The sequence below is a fragment of the Thermus sp. genome (assembly GCF_056332225.1).
Genome location: NZ_JBWGQW010000010.1, coordinates 11,463 through 35,015, shown reverse-complemented (window position 1 = coordinate 35,015; position 23,553 = coordinate 11,463). Strand labels below are relative to the sequence as shown.

General features: G+C 69.4%; 21 protein-coding genes and 1 pseudogene. 17 read left to right on the top strand and 5 right to left on the bottom strand.

Annotated features, from left to right (window positions below):
* Positions 1–24: 24 nt before the first annotated feature.
* The 3 genes from AC01Y6_RS03535 to AC01Y6_RS03525 all read left to right on the top strand — a co-directional run bounded on the left by AC01Y6_RS03535 (position 25) and on the right by AC01Y6_RS03525 (position 2,983).
* A complete protein-coding gene (locus tag AC01Y6_RS03535) occupies positions 25–657 on the top strand; it encodes a DsbA family protein (protein ID WP_428720504.1) in 633 nt (210 codons plus the stop codon).
* Positions 658–726: 69 nt separating this feature from the next.
* On the top strand, positions 727–2,262 hold the full coding sequence (locus AC01Y6_RS03530; RefSeq protein WP_476670258.1) for a cation:proton antiporter domain-containing protein: 1,536 nt from the start codon (positions 727–729) through the stop codon (positions 2,260–2,262).
* Entirely contained in the window at positions 2,249–2,983 is a 735-nt protein-coding gene (locus AC01Y6_RS03525) for a YebC/PmpR family DNA-binding transcriptional regulator (RefSeq protein ID WP_476670257.1), read from the top strand. The genes AC01Y6_RS03530 and AC01Y6_RS03525 overlap by 14 nt, the downstream gene beginning before the upstream one ends.
* 26 nt (positions 2,984–3,009) lie before the next feature.
* Here the strand turns inward: AC01Y6_RS03525 and secA are convergent, their stop codons facing one another.
* Entirely contained in the window at positions 3,010–6,015 is a 3,006-nt protein-coding gene (gene secA, locus AC01Y6_RS03520; protein WP_476670256.1) for a preprotein translocase subunit SecA, read from the bottom strand.
* Between the two features lie 38 nt (positions 6,016–6,053).
* On the bottom strand, positions 6,054–7,025 hold the full coding sequence (gene tsaD / locus AC01Y6_RS03515) for a tRNA (adenosine(37)-N6)-threonylcarbamoyltransferase complex transferase subunit TsaD (protein WP_476670254.1): 972 nt from the start codon (positions 7,023–7,025) through the stop codon (positions 6,054–6,056).
* 35 nt (positions 7,026–7,060) lie between these two features.
* Between tsaD and AC01Y6_RS03510 the strand changes: the two genes are divergently transcribed.
* The 8 genes from AC01Y6_RS03510 to AC01Y6_RS03475 are packed head-to-tail and all read left to right on the top strand — an operon-like array spanning position 7,061 to position 14,200.
* The gene (locus AC01Y6_RS03510; RefSeq protein ID WP_476670253.1) at positions 7,061–8,374 is read left to right on the top strand and encodes a vWA domain-containing protein; all 1,314 of its coding nucleotides are present in this window, start codon (positions 7,061–7,063) and stop codon (positions 8,372–8,374) included.
* Positions 8,375–8,381: 7 nt separating this feature from the next.
* Positions 8,382–8,807: a DUF1999 family protein gene (locus tag AC01Y6_RS03505; protein WP_347241499.1), complete on the top strand. Its 426-nt coding sequence runs from the start codon at positions 8,382–8,384 to the stop codon at positions 8,805–8,807.
* Positions 8,808–8,812: 5 nt separating this feature from the next.
* Positions 8,813–9,022, top strand: a complete 210-nt coding sequence (locus tag AC01Y6_RS03500) for a heavy-metal-associated domain-containing protein (protein ID WP_347241498.1) — start codon at positions 8,813–8,815, stop codon at positions 9,020–9,022.
* Between the two features lie 9 nt (positions 9,023–9,031).
* Positions 9,032–10,189 carry an acyl-CoA dehydrogenase family protein gene (locus AC01Y6_RS03495; RefSeq protein WP_476670250.1) on the top strand — a complete coding sequence of 386 codons (1,158 nt, stop codon included), beginning with the start codon at positions 9,032–9,034 and terminating at the stop codon, positions 10,187–10,189.
* A gap of 32 nt (positions 10,190–10,221) precedes the next feature.
* Positions 10,222–11,100 (top strand): DNA polymerase III subunit delta, encoded by an 879-nt coding sequence (holA, locus tag AC01Y6_RS03490; protein ID WP_476670249.1) that lies wholly within the window; start codon positions 10,222–10,224, stop codon positions 11,098–11,100.
* 31 nt (positions 11,101–11,131) lie between these two features.
* On the top strand, positions 11,132–12,526 hold the full coding sequence (locus AC01Y6_RS03485; protein ID WP_428716862.1) for a TldD/PmbA family protein: 1,395 nt from the start codon (positions 11,132–11,134) through the stop codon (positions 12,524–12,526).
* A complete protein-coding gene (locus tag AC01Y6_RS03480) occupies positions 12,523–13,836 on the top strand; it encodes a TldD/PmbA family protein (protein ID WP_428720750.1) in 1,314 nt (437 codons plus the stop codon). Before AC01Y6_RS03485 ends, AC01Y6_RS03480 begins: the two co-directional genes overlap by 4 nt.
* Before the next feature lie 13 nt (positions 13,837–13,849).
* The gene (locus AC01Y6_RS03475; protein ID WP_476670247.1) at positions 13,850–14,200 is read left to right on the top strand and encodes an SdpI family protein; all 351 of its coding nucleotides are present in this window, start codon (positions 13,850–13,852) and stop codon (positions 14,198–14,200) included.
* A 195-nt stretch (positions 14,201–14,395) separates the two neighbouring features.
* On the opposite strand, the gene ftsH is transcribed toward AC01Y6_RS03475, so the two are convergent.
* A complete protein-coding gene (gene ftsH, locus AC01Y6_RS03470) occupies positions 14,396–16,243 on the bottom strand; it encodes an ATP-dependent zinc metalloprotease FtsH (RefSeq protein ID WP_476670270.1) in 1,848 nt (615 codons plus the stop codon).
* 73 nt (positions 16,244–16,316) lie between these two features.
* On the opposite strand from ftsH, the gene AC01Y6_RS03465 reads away from it, so the two are divergent.
* Complete coding sequence (locus AC01Y6_RS03465; protein ID WP_476670245.1) at positions 16,317–17,669, top strand: tetratricopeptide repeat protein; 1,353 nt, start codon at positions 16,317–16,319, stop codon at positions 17,667–17,669.
* Here the strand turns inward: AC01Y6_RS03465 and AC01Y6_RS03460 are convergent.
* Both AC01Y6_RS03460 and ruvB read right to left on the bottom strand, forming a co-directional pair.
* Positions 17,662–18,699 (bottom strand): DUF4388 domain-containing protein, encoded by a 1,038-nt coding sequence (locus AC01Y6_RS03460; protein WP_476670244.1) that lies wholly within the window; start codon positions 18,697–18,699, stop codon positions 17,662–17,664. The two genes, AC01Y6_RS03465 and AC01Y6_RS03460, sit on opposite strands and share 8 nt — an antisense overlap.
* On the bottom strand, positions 18,696–19,673 hold the full coding sequence (gene ruvB, locus AC01Y6_RS03455; RefSeq protein ID WP_347241196.1) for a Holliday junction branch migration DNA helicase RuvB: 978 nt from the start codon (positions 19,671–19,673) through the stop codon (positions 18,696–18,698). The genes AC01Y6_RS03460 and ruvB overlap by 4 nt, the downstream gene beginning before the upstream one ends.
* Positions 19,674–19,697: 24 nt before the next feature.
* On the opposite strand from ruvB, the pseudogene AC01Y6_RS03450 reads away from it, so the two are divergent.
* From AC01Y6_RS03450 to AC01Y6_RS03430, 5 genes and pseudogenes are all read left to right on the top strand, one after another.
* Positions 19,698–20,187 (top strand): annotated as a pseudogene (locus AC01Y6_RS03450) (3-methyl-2-oxobutanoate hydroxymethyltransferase).
* 156 nt (positions 20,188–20,343) lie between these two features.
* A complete protein-coding gene (locus tag AC01Y6_RS03445; protein ID WP_347241216.1) occupies positions 20,344–21,084 on the top strand; it encodes a metal ABC transporter ATP-binding protein in 741 nt (246 codons plus the stop codon).
* Entirely contained in the window at positions 21,077–21,883 is an 807-nt protein-coding gene (locus AC01Y6_RS03440) for a metal ABC transporter permease (RefSeq protein WP_428715155.1), read from the top strand. The genes AC01Y6_RS03445 and AC01Y6_RS03440 overlap by 8 nt, the downstream gene beginning before the upstream one ends.
* Before the next feature lie 15 nt (positions 21,884–21,898).
* A complete protein-coding gene (locus tag AC01Y6_RS03435; protein ID WP_347241218.1) occupies positions 21,899–22,342 on the top strand; it encodes an RrF2 family transcriptional regulator in 444 nt (147 codons plus the stop codon).
* Positions 22,339–23,457 carry a cysteine desulfurase family protein gene (locus tag AC01Y6_RS03430; RefSeq protein WP_476670240.1) on the top strand — a complete coding sequence of 373 codons (1,119 nt, stop codon included), beginning with the start codon at positions 22,339–22,341 and terminating at the stop codon, positions 23,455–23,457. The genes AC01Y6_RS03435 and AC01Y6_RS03430 overlap by 4 nt, the downstream gene beginning before the upstream one ends.
* Positions 23,458–23,553: the final 96 nt, after the last annotated feature.

The following is a 23,553-nucleotide window of genomic DNA, read 5'->3' as shown; positions in this document are numbered from 1 at the left end:
CCCTTCCCGTGGTAGAGTAGGCCCATGCCCCGCGCCCTAGTGCTGGTCATCCTGGGCCTGGCCCTCCTGGGCCTGGGCTGGATCTTCCTCGGGCCCAAAGGGAAGAAGGGCCTGGACCCGGCCCAAGGAGCCCGCTTCGCCCTGGGCCGGGAGGACGCCCCCCTCGTGGTGGTGGACTTCTCCAACTACCTCTGCCCCCACTGCCAAGACCACGCCCTGAACGTCCTTCCCCGGCTCAAGGCGGAATACATAGACACCGGTAAGGTGCGCTACCTCTTCCGCGACTTCCCCTTCCCGGGGCAGGAGAACGTGATCCGGGCCGGAGAGGCCGCGGCCTGCGCCAACGAGCAAGGCCGCTACTACGAGTACCACGAGGCCCTCTTCCGCGCCGCGGGCGACTGGGGGAGGCTCGGCGGCGAGGGCCTGGACCGCTACCTGGTGGACCTGGCCGAACAGCTGGGCCTGGACAAAGCCCGCTTCGGCCAATGCCTGGCCTCCGGGCGCATGCGGGAGGGCGTCTTGGCCGACCAGAGGCTGGCCAACGACCTCGGCCTCACCGGGACCCCCACCTTCTTCATCGCCGGGGAGCAGCGCACGGGCTTCCTCCCCTACGAGGAGTGGAAGGCCCTTTTGGACAAGGCCCTGGGGAAGCCCTAGGGGCCTTTCGGTGTAGGGCCCGAGGAGGCACACCCGGACCCCCTTGGCCTCCTCTGCTACCCTTAGGGCATGGAAGCCCTGTGGGTGGGCGTGGCCTTCGCCCTGGGCCTGGTGGCGAGCCGCCAGGGGGTGCCCCCCCTCGTGGGCTACCTGGGGGCGGGGTTTCTCCTCCACGGCCTGGGCTTCCGGGAAACGGCCTTCCTGGCCCAGGCGGCGGAGATCGGGGTCCTGCTCCTCCTCTTTAGCGTGGGGCTCAAGCTCCGCCTAAGGGACCTCCTGGACCCCCGGGTCCTGGGGGTAGGGGGCGCTCACCTCCTGCTCTTTGGGCTGCTGGCCTTCCTCCTGGTGCCCAATCCCCCCCTGGCCCTGGCCCTGGCCTTCTCCAGCACGGTGCTGGTGGCCAAGCTCCTGGAGGATAAAAAAGAGCTCACCACCTACCACGGGAGGCTGGCCATCGGCATCCTGATCCTGCAAGACCTGGTGGCCGTGGGGCTTCTCGGGCTTTACGGGGCCAAGGAGCTAAGCCCCTGGGCAGTGTTCCTCCTCTTCCTCCCCCTCCTCCGCTTCGGGGTGAGCTGGCTTCTGGAAAGGAGCGGGCACGAGGAGCTTCTGGTCCTCTTCGGCCTCGGCGTGGCCCTCCTCGGGGGGGAAGGCTTCCGCCAGGTGGGGCTTTCCCCAGAGCTCGGGGCCCTCCTCGCGGGGGCCCTCCTTTCGGGGCACCCCAAGGGAGCGGAGATGGGCCGGGCCCTCTGGAGCCTGAAGGAAGCCTTCCTGGTGGCCTTCTTCCTGGAAATCGGCATGCGCCAGGGCCTTAAGGGGGTGGACCTGAGCCTCGTTGGGGGGCTTCTCCTCCTCTCCCTCCTGAAGACTCCCCTTTTCCTGGGCCTCTTTCTCCTTTCGGGCCTCAGGGCCAGGACGGCCTTCGTGGCCGGGCTCTACCTGGGAAACTACTCGGAGTTCGCCCTCATCGTGGGCCTGGCCCTGGAGCGGACGGGGGCCCTTCCCACGGGCCTCCCCACCCTGGCCCTTTTAGTGGCCCTCTCCATGGCCCTCTCCGCCCCCCTGGCCCGCTTTAGCCACACCCTATACAAGCGCTTAGAACCCTTCCTCCTCCGCCTGGAGCGCCCTGGGCGCCACCCCGACCAGGAGCCGGAGCGGCTGGACGGGGCCACGGCCCTGGTGGTGGGGATGGGGCGCACGGGGGGCGCGGTCTACCGGGTTTTGCAGGCCAAAGGGGAGCGGCCCGTGGGCTTAGACGCCGACCCGGAAAAGGTGGAGCGCCACCGGGCCAAGGGGCGGCGGGTGCTCTACGGGGACGCCGAGGACCCGGAGCTTTGGGAGAGGCTGGACCTCTCGGGGCTCAAGGCCGTGGTCCTGGCCCTGCCGGACCTCGAGGCCAAGCTCCTCGCCGCCCGCTGGCTCAAGGAGCGGGGCTTTTCCGGCCTGGTGGCGGCCACCAGCTTCCACCTGGAGGAAGACCCCCTCCTTAAGGCCGCCGGGGTGGACCTCCTCTTCCACCCCTTCCGGGAAGCCGGGGAGCGCTTAGCGGAAAGGGTGCTGGAGGAGCTGGCTATAATGGGTGAGGTGAGCCATGGCCGGTCATAGCAAGTGGGCACAGATCAAGCGAAAGAAGGCCGCCAACGACCTCAAGCGCGGCAAGATCATCTCCAAGCACCTCCGGGCCATCCAGGCGGCGGCCCGGGCCGGGGGAAGCCCCTACCCCGAGGCCAACGTCCAGCTCCGGAACGCCATTGAGGCCGCCCGGGCCGACGACGTGCCCATGGAGAACATAGAACGGCTCCTGCAAAAGCTCCAGGGAGGCGGGGAGGGCGGCGAGCAGTACGAGGAGGTGGTCTACGAGGGCTACGCCCCCGGGGGGGTGGCCGTCTTGGTCTACGCCCTCACCGACAACCGCAACCGCACCGCCGGCGAGGTGCGCCACGTCTTCGGTAAGTACGGGGGCTCCTTGGGCACCTCGGGGAGCGTGGCCTGGCAGTTTGAGCGCAAGGGGGTCCTGGTCTGCGAGAACACCGAGGCGGCCCAGGAGGCGGCCATTGAGCTTGGCGCCCTGGACCTCGAGGAGGAGGGGGAAAGCCTCACCGTCTACACCGACCCCGCCGAGGCCTACCGCCTCGCCGAGGCCCTGAAGGCCCGGGGCATCCGGGTGGAGGCCGTGGAGGTGGTCCAGCACCCCCAGAACGTGGTGGCCCTAGGCCCCGAGGAGGCCGCCAAGGTGATGCGCCTGGTGGAGGCCCTGGAAGACCTGGACGACGTCCAGCACGTCTACACCAACCTAGACCCGGCAAGCCTCCAGGTGGAGGCCTGAGGCCCCGGTCAGGGCCAGGCCCTGGGCTACTCCTTCTTCCGCTTCTTCTCCTCCCGCATCAGGCGGCGGCGCTCGGCCCGGGAGAGGCCGGGCTGGGGAGGAGGGGTGGAGGGCCGCTTCTTGGCCGCCCCAAAGACCCCGGCCTCCTGGGGCCTCGCCTCGGGCTCGGGGACGGGCACGTAGGGGGCCTCCCGCACGGGGCGCACGGGCTCGGCCTCCACCTTGAGGCGGAAGAGGAACTTGGCCACCTCGCTCTTGATGAAGGCCACCATCTCGTTGAAGAGGCGGGTGGCCTCAAACTTGTACTCCTGGAAGGGGTCCTTCTGGCCGTAGCCCCGCAGGAAAATCCCCTGACGAAGCACGTCCAGGTTGTGGAGGTGCTCCTTCCAGGCGGAGTCCACCACGTTGAGGATGACGAAGCGCTCCACCGCCCGCATGAGGGGCGGGGAAAGCTCGGCCTCCCGGGCCTCGTAGACCTTGAGGGCGGCCTCCACCAGGCGCTCCACCCCCTCCTCCGCCTTCAGGCCCCTAAGCTCCTCAAAGGGGAAGTCCTGAAGCTGGGGCGCGGTGTCCAGGAGGGCGGCCTTGAGGCCCTCGAGGTCCCAGTCCTCGGGGTGGACCTGGGGGTTCAGGAAGTTCTCCGCTAAGGAGGCCACCGTCTCCTCCACCATGCCCAAAGCGGCCTCCTTCACCTCCTCGTCCTTGCCGAGGAGGATCAGGCGGCGCTGGGCGTAGATCACCTCCCGCTGGCGGCTTAAGACGTCGTCAAACTGGAGAAGCTGCTTCCTTATGGCGAAGTTCCGGTCCTCCACCCTTTTTTGGGCCCGCTCAATGGAGCGGGTCACCATGGGGTGCTCAATGGGCTCGGAGTCGTCAAAGCCCATCCGGTCCAGCATGGCGATGACCCGGTCCGAGGCGAAGAGGCGCATAAGGTCGTCGTCAAAGCTCACGTAGAAGCGGCTTCCCCCCGGGTCCCCCTGGCGCCCGGCGCGGCCCCGGAGCTGGTTGTCTATGCGGCGGGACTCGTGCCGCTCGGTGCCCAGGATGAAAAGCCCCCCTAGGGCCCGGACCCTTTCCTCGTCCTCCTTGCACGCCTCGCGGATCTCCCGGATCTTCGCAAGAAGCTCCTCCCGGACCCCGAGCTCCTGGGCGAGGGCCCGCGCTTCCTCCTCCTTGCCCGCCACCATCTTCTTGATGAAGAGCTCCACCTTCCACTCGTAGCGGTCAAAGCCCTCCTTCTCCAGGAGGGCGGCGGCCAGGTACTCGGGGTTGCCGCCAAGCTTGATGTCCGTGCCCCGGCCCGCCATGTTGGTGGCGATGGTGACGGTCTTGCTCCGCCCCGCCTGGGCCACGATCTCCGCCTCCTTGGCGTGGTGCTTGGCGTTCAGGACCTGGTGGGGGATCCCCTGGCGGAGGACCGAGAGGGTGTGCACCGCCCGCTTCAGGCCCTCCCAGGCGGCCCTGAGGTTCCCCTTCGGCGGGATGAGGGCTTCAAAGGGGGCGAGGTCCTCGTCCTTGAGCCCTGCGGGCTTTTCCAGAAGCTTCCTTAGGCGCTCCCACTCGGGGCCCTGCTGCTTGGCGCTGGCCTTTTTAAAGAGCTCCAGGCGCATCTCCAGCCGGGGGAGGTAGAGCCTGGGCTCTTTAAGCATCTGGGAGAGCCTCTCCGACTTCTCGATGCTGATGGTGCCCACGAGGACGGGCTGGCCCCGCTCATATTTCTCGGCGATCTCCTCCACCACGGCGTAGAACTTCCCCTTCTCCGTGCGGTAGACCACGTCGGGGAAGTCCTTACGGATCATGGGGCGGTTGGTGGGCACCACCACCACGTCCATGCCGTAGATCTCCTGGAACTCCTTCTCCTCGGTCTTGGCGGTGCCCGTCATGCCCGCCCGCTTCTCGTAGAGGCGGAAGAAGTTCTGGTAGGTGATGGTGGCCAGGGTCTGGTTCTCCCGCTCGATCCGGACCCCCTCCTTGGCCTCAATGGCCTGGTGGAGGCCCTCCCCGTAGCGGCGGCCCGGCATGAGGCGGCCCGTGAACTCGTCCACGATGATGACCTGGCCGTCCTGGACGATGTAGTCCCGGTCCCGGTGGTAGAGCTCCTTGGCCCGGATGGCCTGGATGAGCATGTGGGCGAGCTCCATGTTCTCCGGGCTGAAGAGGCCCTCAATGCCGAGGAGCTTCTCCGCCTTGGCGATGCCCTGGAGGGTGAGGTGGACGGAGCGGTTCTTCTCCTCTATGGTGTAGTCCCCCGTGGGCTCCTTCCTTACCCCGGGCTCGGCGGGAAGGCCCCTTTCCAGCTTCTTGGCGATCTCCGCCATCTTGTAGTAGAGGTCGGTGGCCTTCTCCGCGGGGCCGGAGATGATGAGGGGGGTGCGGGCCTCGTCAATGAGGATGGAGTCCACCTCGTCGATGATGGCGTAGTGGAGGGGCGTGTCGTGGCGGAGCACCAGCTGGTCGGGGCTTATGGCCATGTTGTCCCGGAGGTAGTCAAAGCCGAGCTCGGCGTTGGTCACGTAGGTGACGTCGGCAAGGTAGGCCTTGCGGCGCTCCTCGGGGGTGGAGGCGTGCTGGATGACCCCCACGGAGAGGCCCAGGCCCCGGTAAACGGGCCCCATCCACTCGGCGTCGCGCCGGGCCAGGTAGTCGTTCACCGTGACCACGTGGACGCCTTTGCCGGTGAGGGCGTTTAGGGCCACGGCCAGGGTGGCCACCAGGGTCTTGCCCTCGCCCGTCTTCATCTCGGCGATCTTGCCCTCGTGGAGGACGGCTCCGCCGATGAGCTGGACGTCAAAGTGGCGCATGCCCAGGTAGCGCTTGGCCGACTCCCGGGTGAGGGCGAAGGCCATGGGGAGAAGCTCGTCCAGGGAGGCCCCCTTCTCGTGCTTCTCCTTGAGCTCGCGGTAGGCGGCGGCGAGGTCTTGGATCTTCTCCACCTCGGCCTCGAGGCGGTTCGTGGGCTCCACCACCTGCTTCTGGTAGCGGGCGATCTCCCGTTCGTTGTTGTCAAAGAGCTTCCGTATGAGGCCCAGCATCCTAAGCCCGATTGTACCCCTTCGGGATGAGAAACCCTTCAGGCCTCCTCCAAAGGCCAGTAGGCCGTGGCCCCCAAGGAAAGGGGGCTTGGGGGAAAGCCCCTTTGGTGGCGGCGCCAGGCGGCGAGGGCGATCATGGCCCCGTTGTCCTGGGAAAGGCCCCGGGGCGGGAAGAAGACCTCCAGGCCCGCCTCCTTAAAGCGCGCCTGGAGCGCCCGGTTCGCCGCCACCCCCCCGGCCACGAGGAGGACCCGGTGGCCCGTGTCCTCCGCCGCCCTCAGGACCACCTCGGCGAGGTGGGCGATGGCCGCCTCCTGGAAGCCCTTGGCGAGGGCGGCCTTGGGAAGGCCCTTCTCCACCAGGTGGAGGGCCTTGGTCTTGAGGCCGGAGAAGCTGAAGTCGTACCCCTTCTGGTCCCTTAGGGGCACGGGAAAGGGGACGGCCTCCTCCGCCTCTCCCGCCAGGCGCTCCACCTCGGGCCCCCCGGGAAAGCCGAGGCCGAGAAGCCTCGCCACCTTGTCAAAGGCCTCCCCGGCGGCGTCGTCCCGGGTGGCCCCGAGGAGGCGGTAGCGGCCGAGGTCCAGGACCTCGTAGAGGTGGGTGTGCCCCCCCGAGGCCACCAGGGCGAGGAAGGGGGGCTTTAGCCCCTCGGGCCAGGCGGCGGCGATGTGGCCCTCGAGGTGGTGGACGGCGTAGAAGGGCCTCTCTAGGGCCCAGGCCATCCCCTTGGCGTAGGTGTAGCCCACGAGGAGGGCCCCGATGAGGCCGGGCCCCCGGGTGGCGGCCACGAGGCCTAGGTCCTTAGGGGTAAGGCCCGCCTCGGCCAAGGCCCTCTCCACCAGGAGGGGGAGGGCCTTTAGGTGCTCCCGGCTTGCGAGCTCCGGCACCACCCCGCCAAAGGCCTCGTGGAGGCGCACCTGGCTCGCCACCAGGTTCACCCGCACCTCGCCGTCTTCCACCAGGCCCACCCCGGTGTCGTCGCAGGAGGTGTCAATCCCCAAGACCCACACCGCCCCCACTCTAGCAGGGGTAGCCTGAGGGCAGGGTGCTCTGGCTCCTTCCCCTCGTGCTCCTCCTCGTCTACCTCCTCTACCGGAGGCGCGCCCCAAGGCCCAGGCCCTGGGCCGGGGTGTGGCTTTGGAAGCGGGGGCGGGCGAGGCGCTTCCGGCCGCGGCTGGACCTGAGGCTTTTCCTCCTCCTCCTGGGAGCGGCCCTCATGGTCCTGGCCCTCGAGGACCCTCCCCTGGGGCCTTCCCCCCTGGTCTTCGTGGTGGACGCCTCGGCCAGCATGGCGGCCCGGGAAGGGAAGGGCACCCGGCTGGACCTGGCCAAGGAGAGGCTCCTCCCTCTTCTGGAAAGGGCGCCGGAGGCCCTCTTGGTGCGGGCCGGGGAAAAGCCCACCGCCTTCGGCCCCGCCCCCGGGGTGGCCCTGAAGGAAAAGCTCCTCGCCCTGGAGGCCGAGGACCGGGGGGCGGACCTCGAGGCGGCCGTCGCCCTAGGGAGGAGGCTTCTCAAGGCCCCGGTGGTGGTGGCCACGGACGGCCCCCCACCCCCCGGGGTGGAGGGGTACCTGGGGGTGGGAAGCCCCCAGGAAAACCTGGGCATCGTGGCCGTGGCCCAGGGGTTCTTGGCCTTGGGGAACGGGGGCCCTAGGCGGCTTACCGCCCGGGTGGAGGTGGGGGGAAAGGTGCGGGAGGTGGAGGTGCCCCCAAGGGGGTTCGCCCCCCTTTTGGGCCTTCCCCCAACCTTTTCCGCCCGGCTTGAGGAAGACGCCCTCCCCTTGGACGACCGGGCGAGCTTCGGCCTCAGGCGCCTCGGGGTGGACTACCCGAGGCTTCCCGCCCTGGAGAGGCTCTTCCGCCTCCTCGGGGCGGGTCCAGGAAGCGAGGTCCGGGTGCGCCTCGCCGTCCCCCAAGGCGCCCCCGAAGGCCCCACCCTCTACCTCGCCCCTTCCGGGGGAAGCCCCCTTCCCGTCCTCCTCACCGCTCCCCACCCCCTCCTGGAGGGGGTGGCCCTCCTCGGGGAGAGGCTTCCCCCGCCCCCTCCTCCCCAAGGCCCCTGGCAGGCCCTGGCGGAAGGGGAAGGGGGCGTGGGCCTCCTCTACGCCGCCCCCCATGGCCTCTACCTCCCGCCCCTCGAGGCCATAAGGGACCGGCCCCTCTTTCCCCTCCTGGTCCACCGCTTCCTCAAGCCCTACCGGGAGGTGGCCTCGGGCCTCCTCGCCCCCGAGGAGACCCTCCTCCCCACCCCCGAGGGAAGCTTCCTGCCCCGAAGCCCTGGGGGAGCGGGCCGCTTCTTGGCCCTCCTGGCGGCCCTGGTCCTCCTCCTGGAGGCCCTCCGCTTCCGCTTCCGGGCATAATGGGGCCATGCGCTTCAGGCCCTTCACCGAGCTGGACCTCCCCGCCCTGAACCGGGTGGCGGGAAGCCGCCCCTTGAGCCTTGGCGCCGTGCGCCACTTCGCCCGCACGGGCCATTCCTTCCTGGCCGAGGAGGGGGAGGAGCCCATGGGCTTCGCCCTGGCCCAGGCGGTGTGGCAGGGGGAGGCCACCACGGTCCTGGTGACCCGGATTGAGGGGAAAACCCTCGAGGCCCTCCAGGGCCTCCTCCGGGCGGTAGTGAAGAGCGCCCACGACGCCGGGGTCTACGAGGTAGCCCTCCACCTGGACCCCGAGCGGAAGGACCTGGAAGAGGCCCTGAAGGCGGAGGGCTTCGCCCTTGGGCCTTTGGTCCTCGCGGTCCGGGTCCTGGGAAGCCGGGGAGCGCGGGGCGAGACCCGGGGCGTCCTAGAATAGGGGGTATGAACCGCGTCCTCATCGGCATCCGCGGGGAGCCCACCCCGGAGGGCATGGAGCGCGTCCTGGCCGCCTTAAGGGGACTGGAAGGGGTAGGCGAGGTCCAGGCCACGGGGCCCGCCCAGGTCCTGGTAGAGTACGACCCCCAGACCCTCACGGTCATGGACCTCATCCGCACCATCCGGGAAGAAGGCTTCCTGGCGGGGATGCTCTAAACTTAGGGCATGCTGGACTTCTACGCCCTGGAGGACCTCCTCACCCCGGAGGAGAAGGAGGTTCAGAAGGCCGCCCGCCGCTTCCTGGAAAAGGAGGCCCTGCCCTACATCCGCGACTGGTGGGAGGAAGGGGTCTTCCCCGCCCACCTCATCCCGAGATTCGCCGAGCTGGGCTTCCTGGGCCCCACCCTCCCCCCGGAGTACGGGGGAGCGGGGGTAAGTAGCGCCGCCTACGGCCTCATCGCCTACGAGCTGGAGCGGGTGGACTCGGGCCTCAGGAGCTTCGTGAGCGTGCAGAGCTCCCTGGTGATGTACCCCATCTACGCCTACGGGAGCGAGGAGCAAAAGCGGGAGTTCCTCCCGAGGCTCGCCCGGGGGGAGCTGGTGGGGTGCTTCGGCCTCACCGAGCCCGACGGGGGCTCGGACCCCTACGGCAACATGAAGACCCGGGCCAGGCGGGAGGGGGACACCTGGGTCCTCAACGGCACCAAGATGTGGATCACCAACGGCAACCTGGCCCACCTCGCCGTGATCTGGGCCAAGGACGAGGAGGGGGAGGTCCTGGGCTTCCTCGTCCCCACGGACACCCCGGGCTTCCAGGCCCGGGAGGTGAAGCGCAAGATGAGCCTAAGGGCCTCGGTGACGAGCGAGCTCGTCCTGGAGGAGGTGCGGGTGCCCGAGTCCTTGCGCCTCCCCAAGGCCCGAGGCCTCAAGGCCCCCCTCTCCTGCCTCACCCAGGCCCGCTTCGGCATCGCCTGGGGGGCCCTGGGGGCCCTCGAGGCCGTCTACACCGAGGCCTTGGAGTTCGCCAAGAGCCGTTCCACCTTCGGCGAGCCCATCGCCAAGAAGCAGCTCGTCCAGGCCAAGCTCGCCGAGATGCTCGCCTGGCACACGGAGGGCCTCCTCCTCGCCTGGCGGCTTTCCCGCCTCAAGGACGAGGGGAAGCTCAAGCCCGCCCAGGTCTCCCTGGCCAAAAGGCAGAACGTCTGGAAGGCCCTGCAGGCCGCCCGCATGGCCCGGGACATCCTGGGGGGAAGCGGCATCACCCTGGAGTACCACGCCATCCGCCACATGCTGAACCTGGAGACCGTCTACACCTACGAGGGCACCCACGACGTCCACACCCTGGTCCTGGGGCGGGAGGCCACGGGCCTGAACGCCTTCTAAACCCAGGGCGGGGGGAAGGGGAAGCGATACCCATGGTCATCGCCTTCACCGGGGACCCCTTTCTCGCGCGGGAGGCCTTGAGGAAGGAGGCGGAGCTCCTCGGCCTTCCCGGCTTCACCGAGCCCACCCCGGAGGCCCTGGCCCAGGCCCTCGCCCCGGGGCTTTTCGGGGGCGGGGGGGCGGCCCTGGACCTGAGGGAGGTGGGGGAGGCGGAGTGGAAGGCCCTGAAGCCCCTCCTAGAGGAGGTGCCCGAGGGCGTCCCCGTCCTCCTCCTGGACCCTAGGCCAAGCCCCTCCCGGGCGGCCTTCTACCGGAACAGGGAAAGGCGGGACTTCCCCACCCCCAAGGGGAAGGACCTCTTGCGGTATCTGGAAAACCGGGCGAAGCGCCTCGGGCTCAGGCTCCCGAGCGGGGTGGCCCAGTACCTGGCCTCCCTCGAGGGGGACCTCGAGGCCTTAGAGCGGGAGCTGGAGAAGCTTTCCCTCCTCTCCCCGCCCCTCACCCTGGAGAAGGTGGAGCGGGTGGTGGCCCTAAGGCCCCCCCTCACGGGCTTTGACCTGGTGCGGGCCGTGCTGAAGAAGGACCCCAAGGAGGCCCTCCTCCGCCTCAAGCGCCTCAAGGAGGAGGGGGAAGAGCCCTTAAGGCTCCTTGGGGCCCTCTCCTGGCAGTTTTCCCTCCTCGCCCGGGCCTTCTTCCTCCTGAAGGAAGACCCCAGGCCCAAGGAGGAGGACCTCGCCCGCCTCGAGGCCCACCCCTACGCCGCCCAAAAGGCCCTGGAGGCGGCAAGAGGCCTCGGGGAAGGGGCCCTGGGAGAGGCCCTAGACACCCTCATAGAGGCGGAAAAGCGGGCCAAGGGGGGCAAGGACCCCTGGCTCGCCCTGGAGGCCGCGGTCCTCCGCCTATGCGGTTGACCCGCGGGTCAGCCCCGGGTAAACTCGGGGCATGCTCAAGCCGGAGCTCGTGGAGGCGGTCCTGGCCCGCGCCCTCAAGGGCGGGGCGGACTTCGCCGAGGTCTACGCCGAGCGCGCCAAAAAGCGCCGGATGAAGGTGCGCCAGGGGGCCCTGGAGGAGGCCCTCTCCGGCCTGGACTACGGGGCGGGGGTCCGCCTCTTCTTCGGCACCGAGGTGGTCTACGCCTACACCAACGACCTCACCCAAGAAGGCCTCATGGAGGCCCTGGAGACCCTCCTCCGGGCCAAGGGCTCCTTAGGGAAGGTGGACGAGGGGGGAAGGGGCGGCCTGGACTTCCGCAAGGCCACCCCCAAGGGCCTCCACGCCCCCAAGGTGCCCTACGGGGAGAAGGACCGGCGCTACCGGCTGGAGCGGCTCCTCGAGGCCGAGGCCGGGGCCAGGATCGCCCCCGAGATCAAGGAGGTGGAGGCGAGCCTCCTGGAGTGGGAGGAGGAGGTCCTCATCGCCAACACCGAGGGGGTATGGGCCGAGGAAAAGCGGGTGCGGACTCGGCTTTTCGTCCTCGCCGTGGCCCAGGACGGGGCCGAGGTGCAAACCGGCTACAGCGGCCCCGGCAAGAGCGTGGGCCTGGAGCTCTTTGACCTCTACCCCCCGAAGGCGGTGGGGGAGAAGGCCGCCCGCCAGGCCCTCACCAACCTCCGGGCCAAGCCCGCCCCCGCGGGCACCTTCCCCGTGGTGGTGGGCCCGGGCTTCGGCGGGGTCCTCTTCCACGAGGCCGTGGGCCACCTCCTGGAGACCACCAGCGTGGCCAAGAAGGCGAGCGTCCTCGCCGACAAGCTGGGGGAGGCGGTGGCGAGCCCCGCCGTGACCTACATTGACGACGGCACCCTGCCCCACGCCTGGGGCTCCACGGAGATAGACGACGAGGGCCGCCCCACGGAGCGCACCGTGCTCATAGAAAAGGGCGTCCTCAAGAGCTACATGGTGGACCGGCTGGGCCACCTCCTCACCGGCTACCCCATGACGGGCTCCGGGCGCAGGCAGGACTACACCTTCGCCCCCACCTCCCGCATGCGCAACACCTTCCTCGCCCCCGGGGAGGCCCGGGTGGAGGACCTCTTCGCCGGGATAGAGTTCGGCCTCTACGCCAAGGAGATGGGGGGCGGGCAGGTGAAGCCGGGAAGCGGGGAGTACAACTTCGCCGTGCAGGAGGGGTACATCATCCGCAAAGGGCGGGTAGAGGAGCCCGTGCGGGGAGCGATGCTGGTGGGCAAGGGCCCCGAGACCCTCATGCGGGTGGTGGCCGTGGCCCAGGACCTGGAAAACGCCCCCGGCATGTGCGGAAGCCTCTCGGGGGCGGTGCCCGTGGAGGTGGGCCAGCCCCACGTGCTGGTCTCGGAGATCGTGGTGGGAGGTCGGGCATGACCCTGGAAGAAGCCAAGGCCTACGTCCTGCGAAGGGCTCGGGAACTGGGCCTGGAGGCCGAGCTCCTCTTCGGGGAGGAGCGGGAGCTCTCCTTGAGGGCGAGGGCAGGGCGCCTCGAGGAGATCAAGGAGGCGAGGCAAAGGGGCCTCGGCCTCCGGGTGGTGGCGGAAGGGAAGGTGGGCTACGCCTACACCGAGGAGCTTTCCCAAGAGGCCCTGGACTGGGCCCTGGAGGAGGCCCGGGAAAACGCCCTCCTCTCCGCCAAGGCGGGCGCCCTGCCCGAAGGAAGGCCCCTGGGAAGCCACGACCTCCTGGGGGAGGGCCTCTCCGCCCCCCCGGAGCGGAAGAAGGAGGCGGCCCTCGCCCTGGAAGAGGCCCTTCGCCAAGACCCCCGGGTGAAGAGCGTCCTCATGGGGGGCTACCTGGAACGGGAAAGCCGGGTGGCCCTCGCCAGCACCCGAGGGGCGGAAGGAAGCTTCCGCACGGGCTTCGCCGCCCTCTTGGGAAGCTTCGTCATGGCCGAGGGGAAAAGCGTCAAGCAGGGGTGGGACCTTCGGGCGGGGAAGGAGTTCCACGCCCTGGAGCCCGGCCGCACCGCCCTGGAGTTCCGGGAGAAGACGGCGAGGCTCCTCCACGCCAAGCCCCTGAGGACGGGCCGCTACCGGGCCTACCTGGAGCCCAGGGCCATGGCCATGCTCCTCTCCGTCTTCGCCGAGGCCCTCTCCGGCAAGAACGCCCTGGAGGGGAAAAGCCGCCTCCTGGGGAGGCTTGGGGAGAGGATCGCGAGCCCCCTCGTGACCCTCGTGGACGACCCCACCCTGGAAAAGGGCCTCCTCTCCCGCCCCTTTGACGCCGAGGGCACCCCCACCGCCCGCACCGTGGTGGTGGAGAAGGGGGTCTTCAAGACCTTCCTCCACAACCTGGAAACGGCGAAGGCCCTGGGCCAGAGGAACACGGGCCACGCCGCCCGGGGCTACCGGGGGGTCCTCGAGGTGGCCCCCACCAACCTCTACCTGGAGCCCGTGGGGAACCTCCGCCTCACGGAAGGGGTGGTGGTCACCGAGCTCATGGGCCTCCACGCCGGGGCGAACCCCGTGAGCCTGGACTTCTCCGTCCAGGCCCTGGGGCTTTGGGTGGAGGAGGGGGAGGTGCGGCACGCCGTGGAGAACTTCGCGGTGAGCGGGAACCTCCTGGAACTCCTCCAGGGGGTGGAGGCGGTGGGGGACGACCTGGACTGGCTCCTCCTGGGCGCCGCCTACGGGAGCCCCACCGTGGCGGTGGCGGAGCTTTCCTTCGCCGGGGCATCCTGACTGAAGGGGCGGTATGCGTGAGTCAATCATGGCTTTGGCCGTCTCAGTCTTCTTTCTAGGAGTGTTGTTGATAGGCTTGTCCGTCCCTGCAGTGCAGGGAAAAGTTCCTCCTAACAGCATCTATGGCTTTAGAACGCCCAAAACCCTATCCGACCCGGATATTTGGTACACCGCCAATCGCTTCGCAGGCAAGGTCTCGATCGCTGTGGGTTTCGTTATGATTGTTCTTGGCGGCGTACTCCTGCTTCTATATCGGTACACAAACCTTGACCCTAACATCCTAATCTTGCTGGGTTTGGCTTTTGAGATCGTTCTGCCACTGATACTTGTTTTGGTACTTCTCCTATACCACCAGAAGTTATAGGCATGGGCTAGCGACCTTGAGCACCCGGTGCTCACCAGGACCCATCCCTCCCACGCCTCCCCCCGGGCCCGTCACACCCGCACCAGGTCCACGAGGGGGCGGCTTGCGTGGTGAGGGGCGAGGGGGATGCCCAAGCTTTGGCTGTGGGAAAGCTTTTTGAGGGCCCCCACTGCGGCTTTTGCCGCGGTGGGGTACTTAGCCCTCTTGGCTCCGCTCCACGGGAAGGGTCTCCCTCAGGATGGCCCGCACCCTCTCCCCGGGGATGGTCTCCTCCCGGAGGAGCTCCTCGGCGATGCGGTGCATGGCCTCGGCGTGCTCCAGGAGGACCTGGCGGGCCCGAGCGTAGGCCTCGTCCAGGATCTTGCGGATGTCCTCGTCAATAAGGCGGGCGGTTTCCTCGGAGTGGTCCTTCTTCTTGGCGATCTCCTCGCCCAGGAAGATGGGCCCCGAGTCCGAGCCCCAGGCGACGTTTTTGAAGTGCTCCCCCATGCCCCAGTCCAGGACCATGCGCTTGGCGATCCCCGTGGCCCGCTTGAAGTCGTCCTGGGCCCCGGTGGTGACGGTCCCGGTGAAGAGCTCCTCCGCCGCCCGGCCCGCCATGAGCACGGAAAGCTCGTCCATGAGGTGCTCCCGCGAGACCAGGACCCTTTCCTCGGGCTTGCTCCAGCGGGCCCCCAGGGCCATCCCCCGGGGGACGATGGAGACCTTCTCCGTCTTGTCGGCGTGGGGCAGCACCTCCCCCACCACGGCGTGCCCCGCCTCGTGGTAGGCCACGGCCCGGCGCTCCTCCTCGGAGAGCTTCAGGGCGGGCCGCTCCAGGCCGAGGACGATCTTGTCCAGGGCCTTGAGGAAGTGTTCCTTGCGGATCCTCTTCTCCCCGTCCCGGGCGGCGAGGAGGGCGGCCTCGTTCACCAGGTTTTTGAGGTCCGCCCCGGAAAACCCCGGGGTGAGGTGGGCGAGCTCCAGGGCGTCCACGTCCTCGGCGATGGGTTTGTTCCTCATGTGGACGAGGAGAATCTCCTTGCGCTCCTCTAAGGAGGGGAGGCCCACCACCACCTGGCGGTCAAAGCGCCCGGGGCGGAGGAGGGCCGGGTCCAGGATGTCGGGGCGGTTGGTGGCGGCAAGGACGATGACGGAGGTGTCCTTCTCAAACCCGTCCATCTCCGAGAGGATCTGGTTCAGGGTCTGCTCCCTCTCGTCGTGGCCGCCCCCGATCCCTGCCCCCCGCTTCCTGCCGATGGAGTCCAGCTCGTCAATGAAGATGATGCTCGGGGCGTTCCTGCGGGCGTCCTCAAAGAGGCTCCGCACCCGGCTCGCCCCCACCCCCACGAACATCTCCATGAACTCGCTGGCGGAAACGGAGAAGAAGGGCACCCCCGCCTCCCCGGCCACCGCCCGGGCGAGGAGGGTCTTGCCGGTGCCGGGGGGGCCCACGAGGAGCACCCCCTTGGGGATCTCGGCCCCCAGCTCCAGGTACTTCTTGGGGTTTTTGAGGAAGTCCACCACCTCCATGAGCTCCCGCTTGGCCTCCTCGTGGCCCGCCACGTCCTTGAAGGTGGTGCTGACCCGCCTCTCCTTGCCGTAGAGCCGGGCCCGGCTCTGGCCGAACTGCATCACCTGGCCTGCCCCCCCTTGGGCCCGCATGAAGAAGAACCAGAAGAAGAGGATGAGGATCAGGGTGGGGCCCACGTAGAGGAGGAGCTGGGGCCAGAAGGAGGGGGGCTTGGTGACCACCTTGACCCCGTTCGCCTCGAGGAAGCGGAGGAGCTCGGGGTCCTGGACCTGGGCCGGAGGCAAGGGCACCTGGAAGCGCCTCGCCACCTGGCTTCCCCCCTGGGGGGTGGGGAAGCGCTCGGGTTCCTTGAGGAGGCCCAGGATGCGGGTTTCCTCCAGGGTGACCTCCGCCACCTTGCCCTGGCGCACCAGCTCCCGAAAGCCCGTGTAGGAGAGGGTGGGGGCCGGGGGCCCGGTGAAGGCGGTGTAGGCCAGGTAGCCGAGGAGAAGCAAGAGCACCAGGGTGAAGGGGTTGATTCGCTGCGGCAACATCTACCTCCCTTGCCCTATGGTAGCGCCTTACGGGTGAAAGGACTGAGGCCTGTGGTATCCTCTAGCGGCGATGAGGGGGGTCCTCGAGGCCCTGCACCAGGGGGATTACGACACCGCCATTGAGCGCCTCACCCGCAAGGCCCTCTTCGGGCGGAAGGAGGAGGCCAAGGAGGCCCTTCTCCTCCTCGCCGAGGTCCACAGCCTCTATGGGGTGGAAGGCCTGGAAAAGGCCCACCGGGCCTTAGAGGAGGCCTATGAGCTCGGGGGGCTGGAGTACCACCCCCTCTACCGCGCCCTTTTGGGGGAGCTTCTCGCCCTGGAGGGGCGGCCCGAGCGGGAGGTCCTCCCCCTCTTCCTCCCCACGGAAGACCCCCGGGCCCGCTACCACCAGGCCCAGGCCCTCTTCTACCTGGGGAGGTTTGAGGAGGCCCTGGCCACCCTGAGGCCGGGCCTCCCCGCCTTCCTCGCCTGGCGGGCGGAAGGGCTGAGGGGGCGGGCCCTGGAGCGCCTGGGCCGCCACGAGGAGGCCGCCTTGGCCTACGAGCGGGGGGCGGAGCTCGCCTTGGGCCTGGAGCGCTACTGGCTCCTCCTGGACGCCGCCGCCATGTGGCTGGAGGCGGGGGAGGGGGAAAGGGCCCTCCTCGCCCTGGAGGAGGCCGAGGCCGCGGTGGGAGAAGAGGGCCCCGAAGACGAGGCCACCCGCCATTACCTCCTGGCCCGGGCCCACCTCCTCCTGGGGAACCCCAACCGGGCCCTGGAGGAGGCGAGGCGCGCCCTGGAGCTTGAGGAGGAGGGCGGCCACAAAGCCTACGGCACCCCCATGGTGGCGGGGCAGGCCCTTTTGCAGCTCGGCCGCTACGAGGAGGCCATGGCCGCCTACCGGGAGGCCCTGGCCCGGGCCGAGGAGGGGGAGCGCCCCTACGTGCTCCACGAGATGGGGGTGGCGGCCCTGGACCACGGGGCCTACCTCGAGGCCGAAGGCTACCTCCGCGAGCTTCTGCGGGAGGAGGGCTATCCTTACCGGGCCCAGGCCCTGGCCGACCTGGCCGAGGCCCTGTACCGCCAGGGGCGCTACGCCGAGGCGGAGGAGGCGGCCAAGGAGGCCATGCGCCAGGGGGCCGAGGCCTCGGGGGAGCTGATCCTCGGCCACATCGCCTACGACCTCATGCACCTGGAGGACGCCCTCCTCCACTACCGGAGGGCGGCGGAGCGGGCCGAGGAGGGGAGCCGGGAGTGGGTGGGGGCCCAGGAGATGGTGGTGGACACCCTGGCCCAGCTCGGCTACCGCTCCCCGGAGGAGATCCTGGCCCGCATCGAGGCGGTCCTGCCCCACGTCCACCCCGCCGACGAGTGGCACCAGACCCTCCTGGCCTACCGGGAGCGGGCGGAGGCCCTCCTCCGGGAAGGCCGGCGGCCTAACTAGCCCCCTTGCGCAAGGGGGCGAGGGCCCTAAGCACTTCCTGGGACCTTAGGGGCTTTGGGAGGTGGAGCACCCGTAAGGGGCGGAAGAGGAGGCCTGGCGGGGTTTCGCTCACCACGTAGAGGGAGGCGAGGCGCCCTTCCGGGGTGCTCCGCACCCTTCGCGCCGCCTCCAGGGCCCGCTCCCCTTGCAGGATCACCCCCTTGGGCCGCTCCTTGAGGAGGCGCAAGAGGCCCTCGAGGTCCTTGGCCAGGAGCACCCGGAAGCGGTGGGCCTCCAGGAGGTAGAGGAGAAGCCTTCGCACCACCCCGCTTTCCGCCAGGACCGCCACCAGGGGGTCCTCGGCGAGGAGGGTGGAGGGGCGGAGGAGGCCCCGGCTTTTCATCTCGTGGAGGAGGTGGTAGACCTCCTCCTCGGGAAGGCCCGACATGAGGGCCACGCTCCGGGCCCGCCGCACCCCGTCCAAAAGCTCCAGCACGCTCCAGGCCTCCGGGGAGAGGGGGTGGCGGGTGGGGTCCTCGGCCAGGTGCAGGACCTCGTCCGGGTCCACCTGGCCCCGCCGCCACTCGTCCAGGCGGCGGGCGGCCTCCATGAGGGCCCAGCCCGTGTCCAGGGTCTGGGGCAGGGCCACCTGGCTTCCCTCCACCAGGGGCTCGGCGAGGACCTCCCCCTCCTTTTCCCCCAAAAGGGTGGCCAGGGCCTCGAGGACCTGGGCGGTGAGGGCCTCCCTGAGTTCCTCCTCCCCGATGAGGCCGAGCTCCAGGGCGAGAGCCCCAAGGGGGGTGCCGGGGTTCTCCTGCCCTTGGCGCTCCACCAGTTCCTGCACCTCCTCCAGGGTGAGGTGCCCTAGGCGCACCAGGTACTCCCCGAGGTGCGGCCCGGGCTCGGTGCGGGCGTAGAGGATGCGCCCCGAAAGGAGGTGTACCCGGCCGTAGACCCTGCCCTGGAAGCTCACCACCGCGCTTTTGCGGCCCGCCTCCAGGGCCTTCAGGAGCTCGCCCAGGTCCAGCTCCTCCAGGGTGGCCCGGATCATAGGAGGGGTTCCAAGGGAAGGGGGAGGCCCAGGTGGCGGTAAGCCAACTCCGTGGCCACCCGGCCCCTGGGGGTGCGCTTGAGGAGGCCCTGCTGGATCAGGTAGGGCTCGTGGACCTCCTCCAGGGTCCCTGGGTCCTCGGAGAGGGCGGTGGCCAGGGTCTGGAGGCCCACCGGCCCGCCGCCGAAGCGCCCGATGAGGACCTCGAGGATCTCCCGGTCCCGCTTTTCCAGCCCGAGCTCGTCCAGGCCCAAGGCCTCCAGGGCCTCCAGGGCCCGCTCCCGGGTGATGACCTCCTCCCCAGCCACCTGGGCGAAGTCCCGCACCCGGCGGAAAAGCCGCTTGGCGATCCGCATGGTGCCCCGGCTCCTCCTCGCGATCTCCCGGGCGGCCTCCTCGGTGACGCCTACCCCCAAAAGCCTGGCGTCCCGCCTGATGCCCTCGGCCAGCTCTTCCAGGGAGTAGTAGTCCAGGTGCTCCACGATCCCGAAGCGGCTCCTTAAGGGCGCGGTGATGAGGCCGGGGCGGGTGGTGGCCCCGATGAGGGTGAAGCGGGGAAGCTCAAGCCGGATGGTCCTCGCCGCCGGTCCCTGGCCCACCACGATGTCCATGGCGAAGTCCTCCATGGCCGGGTAAAGGTGCTCCTCCGCCTGGCGGCTTAGGCGGTGGATCTCGTCAATGAAGAGGATGTCCCCCTCCTCCAGGGAGTTGGCCAGGATGGCGGCCAGGTCCCCCGGCTTCTCAATGGCGGGCCCGGAGGTAACCCGGAGGTTCACCCCAAGCTCGTAGGCGATGACGTGGGCCAAAGTGGTCTTGCCGAGGCCCGGGGGACCGAAGAGGAGGAGGTGCTCCAGGGGCTCACCCCGGGCCTTGGCGGCCTCGAGGTAGACCCTGAGCTTGTTCTTCAGGCGCTCCTGGCCGATGTACTCGTCCAGGCTCCTGGGCCTTAAGGCGAGGTCCGAGGGCGCGTCCACGCCCTTCCATGATAGCCTTTTCCCGTGAGGAAGACGGTCAAGGACTTCCGGGAGGCCAAGGGAAAGCGGCTCGTCTACCTCACCGCCTACGACTACCCCACGGCCCGTCTGGCCGAGGCCGCCGGGGTGGACGCCATTTTGGTGGGGGATTCTTTGGGAATGGTGGTCCTGGGCTACCCCTCCACGGTGCCCGTGACCCTGGAGGAGATGCTCCACCACACCAAGGCCGCCCGCAGGGGGGCCCCGGAGACCTTCCTCGTGGTCGACCTTCCCTACCTCGCCTACGCCACCCTGGACCGGGCCCTTGCGGCTTCCGAGCGGCTCCTTAAGGGCGGGGCCCTATACCGACGCCCAGGTCCTGGTCTTCCACGACGTGGTGGGGCTCTACGGGGAGTTCAAGCCCCGTTTCGCGAAGCGCTACCTGGAGGGGGGAAGGCTTTTCCAGGAGGCCCTAGCCCGCTACGCCGAGGAGGTGCGGCAGGGGGTTTTCCCGGGCCCGGAGCACAGCTTCTAAGTGCCCGCACCTTGGCTTTGCTACATGGGATACCCGAGCTTGGGCTGTGGGAAAGCTCTTTTGGGGCCCCCACCGCGGCTTTTGCCGCGGTGGGGTACTTAACCCGCCCGGGCGGTTCCCTTGACGGCTTAGTGAGAATGCGTCATCATTCGTAGTATGATCGCCCTGGAGATCCGCCGCCTTTCCGTGCGCTTTGGGGAGTTCCAGGCCCTGGAGGAGGTCCAGCTCTCCGTTCCCGAAGGGGCCTTCGTGGCCATCGTGGGGCCTAACGGGGCGGGGAAGAGCACCCTCTTGAAGGCGGTGCTGGGCCTGGTGCCCTACCGGGGGGAGGTCCTCGTCTTCGGCCGTCCTGCGGGCCAGGCCGACCCTCTTTGGTTCGGCTACGTGCCCCAGATCAAGACCTTTGACCGCTCCTTCCCCGCCCTGGCCCTGGAGCTCGTGGCCACGGGGCTATGGCGGCGCTGGCCCTTCCGCCTGGGGGCGAGGGAGCGGGAAAGGGCCACGGCGGCCCTGGAGCGGGTGGGGGCTTTGGAGCTCGCTCACCGTCCCCTGGGGCGGCTTTCCGGGGGGCAGCTCCAGCGGGTCTACCTGGCCCGGGCCCTGATCCGCAGGCCCCGGCTTCTCCTCCTGGACGAGCCCGCCACCGGGGTGGACCGGGTGGGGGAGGAGGACCTCTACCGCTACCTCGAGGCCTACCAGAGGGAATCCGGGGCCACGGTCCTCATGATCACCCACGACTGGGAGGCGGCCCACCACGCCAGCCACGTCCTGGTCTTGAACCGCCGGGTGGTGGGCTTCGGCCCTCCCGAGCGGGCCCTTTCCGAGGAGTGCCTGCGCCAGGCCTTCGGCCACGTGGGCCACGCCCACGGCCTCTTCGTGGAGGGCGGCCGTGCTTGAGGCCCTGGCCTACCCCTTCTTCCAGCGCGCCCTCTTCGCCGGGCTCCTCGTGGCCCTCCTTTCGGGCTTCCTCTCCCCCTTCGTGGTGCAAAGGCGCCTCTCCTTCCTGGGGGACGGCTTGGCCCACGCCGCTTTCGCCGGGGTGGCCCTGGGGCTTTTCCTAAGGGGGGAGCCCCTCTGGCTCGCCCTGCCCTTCACCGTCCTCGTGTCCCTGGCCATCACCTGGGTCAAGGAGCGCACCGAGCTTTCCGAAGACACGGCCATCGGGGTCTTCTTCGCCCTTTCCGTGGCCCTGGGGGCCGTCTTCCTCGCCAAGGCCAAGGGGTACGTGGGGGACGCCATGGGGTACCTCTTCGGCTCCCTCCTCGCCGTGGGGCCCGCCGACCTCCTGGCGGTGGGCTTTATGGTCCTCCTGGCCCTTTTCCTCCTGCCCCTATGGGGGCCTCTGGCCTACGCCACCTTTGACCGGGAGCTGGCCCTGGCCGACCGGGTGCCCGTGGCGCTCCACGACTACCTCCTTTCGGCGTTCTTGGCGGTGAGCCTGGTGCTTTCGGTGAAGGTGGTGGGGATCCTCCTGGTGGCGGCCTTTTTGGTCATCCCCGGGGCGGCGGCTAGGCTCATGGCCCGCACCTTTGCCCAGATGACCCTCCTCTCCCTCCTCCTGGCCCTCCTTTCCACCCTGGGGGGGCTTTTCCTCTCCCTCCTCCTGGACTGGCCCAGCGGGGCCAGCGTGGTCCTCTTCCAGGCCTTTCTCTTCGGCCTCGCCCTGGTAAAAGCCGGATTTTCGGGCGGGAAATAGGGGTATAATGGGGCCATGTGGGTTTCCACGAAGGCCCAGTACGGGCTTCGCGCCCTGGTGGAGATCGGCCTCCGCGCTCCCGAGGCCGTCCCCCTGAAGGAGGTGGCTGAGGCCCAAGGCATCAGCCAGCACTACCTGGAGCAGATCGCCGCCCAGCTCCGCCGCGCTGGGTTCGTCCGCTCCGTGCGGGGGGCCAGGGGGGGGTACCGCCTGGCCCGCCCTCCCGAGCGGGTGACCGCCCTGGAGGTGGTGGAGGCCCTGGAGGGAAGCCTGGCCCCGGTTTCCTGCATAGAGGACCCCGAGTCCTGCGCCAAGGTGGGGCAGTGCTCCACGGAACTCCTCTGGAAGCGGGTGGACCTGGCGGTGCGCCAGGTCCTGGGCGGTACCACCCTCCGGGACCTCATTGAGGAGCGGAGGCTTCTTGAGGCCAAGCGCCTCATTCAGCTGGAGGCCAGTTGAAGGTCTACCTGGACTATGCCGCCACCACGCCCTTAGACCCCGAGGTGCGGGAGGCCATGCGGGAGGTGGAGGGGATCTTCGGCAACCCCGCGAGCATCCACCGCTTCGGCCAGGAGGCCCGGAAGGTCCTGGAGGAGGCCCGGGAAAAGGTGGCCGCCCTCCTCGGGGCTGGGCCTCGGGAGGTGGTCTTCACCGCCTCGGGCTCCGAGGCCGACGCCCTGGCCCTCCTGGGGGTGGCCCTGGCCCGGGGCCGGGGCCACCTGGTGAGCACCGAGGTGGAGCACTCCGCCGTCCTTGGGGCCTTGAGGCTTCTGGAGAGGCTAGGCTTTTCCGTGACCCGCCTCCGGCCCGACCGCCACGGCCTTATATACCCGGAACAGGTGCGGGAGGCCCTGCGGGAGGACACCTTCTTGGTGAGCGTCATGGCCGCCAACAACGAGCTCGGCACCCTCTACCCGGTGCGGGAGATCGCGGAGGTGGCCCACGCCCACGGGGCCCTCTTCCACACGGACGCCGTGCAGGCGGTGGGCCAGGTGCCCTTCCGCATGGACCAGGTGGGGGCCGACCTGGTCTCCTTGAGCGCCCACAAGTTCTACGGGCCCAAGGGGGTGGGGGCCCTCCTGGTGCGCCAGGGGGTGGAGCTTTTCCCCCTGGTGCCGGGCAAGCAGGAGGGGGGGAGGCGGGGGGGCACCCAGAGCCCCGTCCTGGCCCACGGACTGGCGGTGGCCCTGGAGAAGGCCTTGCGGCTCCTCCCCGAGGAGGTCCCCAGGCTCCTCGCCCTAAGGAGGCGCCTCGAGGCCGGCCTCCTCGCCGTGGAGGGGGTGGAGCTCAACGGCCACCCCGAAAGAAGGCTTCCCAAGCTGGTGAACGTCACGGTGAAGGGGGCCGACGGGGAGGCCCTGCTCCTCGCCATGGACCTCCTGGGGGTGGCGGTTTCCTCGGGGTCGGCTTGCTCGGCGGGGAGCCTCGAGCCCTCCCACGTCCTCCTCGCCATCGGCCGCTCCCCCAAGGAGGCCCGGGCTTCCCTTCGCTTCTCCCTGGGCCGCTTCACCGCGGAGGAGGAGGTGGACCGGGCGGTGGAGGCCTTCCGGGAGGCGGTGGCCCGGGCCCGCTAAGCGCCCCGCCGGGTGAACTCCTCCCGAAGCTCCCGCCTCAAAATCTTCCCCACCCCGGATTTGGGGAGGCTTTCGCGGAACTCCAGGATGCGGGGC

Excerpts from the sequence above, each read along its gene's own strand:
- AC01Y6_RS03535 (WP_428720504.1), top strand. The coding sequence starts at position 25 with ATGCCCCGCGCCCTAGTGCTGGTCATCCTGGGCCTGGCCCTCCTGGGC.
- AC01Y6_RS03530 (WP_476670258.1), top strand. The coding sequence starts at position 727 with ATGGAAGCCCTGTGGGTGGGCGTGGCCTTCGCCCTGGGCCTGGTGGCG.
- AC01Y6_RS03525 (WP_476670257.1), top strand. The coding sequence starts at position 2,249 with ATGGCCGGTCATAGCAAGTGGGCACAGATCAAGCGAAAGAAGGCCGCC.
- secA (WP_476670256.1), bottom strand. The coding sequence starts at position 6,015 with ATGCTGGGCCTCATACGGAAGCTCTTTGACAACAACGAACGGGAGATC.
- AC01Y6_RS03505 (WP_347241499.1), top strand. The coding sequence starts at position 8,382 with ATGCGCTTCAGGCCCTTCACCGAGCTGGACCTCCCCGCCCTGAACCGG.
- AC01Y6_RS03500 (WP_347241498.1), top strand. The coding sequence starts at position 8,813 with ATGAACCGCGTCCTCATCGGCATCCGCGGGGAGCCCACCCCGGAGGGC.
- AC01Y6_RS03495 (WP_476670250.1), top strand. The coding sequence starts at position 9,032 with ATGCTGGACTTCTACGCCCTGGAGGACCTCCTCACCCCGGAGGAGAAG.
- holA (WP_476670249.1), top strand. The coding sequence starts at position 10,222 with ATGGTCATCGCCTTCACCGGGGACCCCTTTCTCGCGCGGGAGGCCTTG.
- AC01Y6_RS03485 (WP_428716862.1), top strand. The coding sequence starts at position 11,132 with ATGCTCAAGCCGGAGCTCGTGGAGGCGGTCCTGGCCCGCGCCCTCAAG.
- AC01Y6_RS03480 (WP_428720750.1), top strand. The coding sequence starts at position 12,523 with ATGACCCTGGAAGAAGCCAAGGCCTACGTCCTGCGAAGGGCTCGGGAA.
- AC01Y6_RS03475 (WP_476670247.1), top strand. The coding sequence starts at position 13,850 with ATGCGTGAGTCAATCATGGCTTTGGCCGTCTCAGTCTTCTTTCTAGGA.
- AC01Y6_RS03465 (WP_476670245.1), top strand. The coding sequence starts at position 16,317 with ATGAGGGGGGTCCTCGAGGCCCTGCACCAGGGGGATTACGACACCGCC.
- AC01Y6_RS03460 (WP_476670244.1), bottom strand. The coding sequence starts at position 18,699 with ATGATCCGGGCCACCCTGGAGGAGCTGGACCTGGGCGAGCTCCTGAAG.
- AC01Y6_RS03445 (WP_347241216.1), top strand. The coding sequence starts at position 20,344 with ATGATCGCCCTGGAGATCCGCCGCCTTTCCGTGCGCTTTGGGGAGTTC.
- AC01Y6_RS03435 (WP_347241218.1), top strand. The coding sequence starts at position 21,899 with ATGTGGGTTTCCACGAAGGCCCAGTACGGGCTTCGCGCCCTGGTGGAG.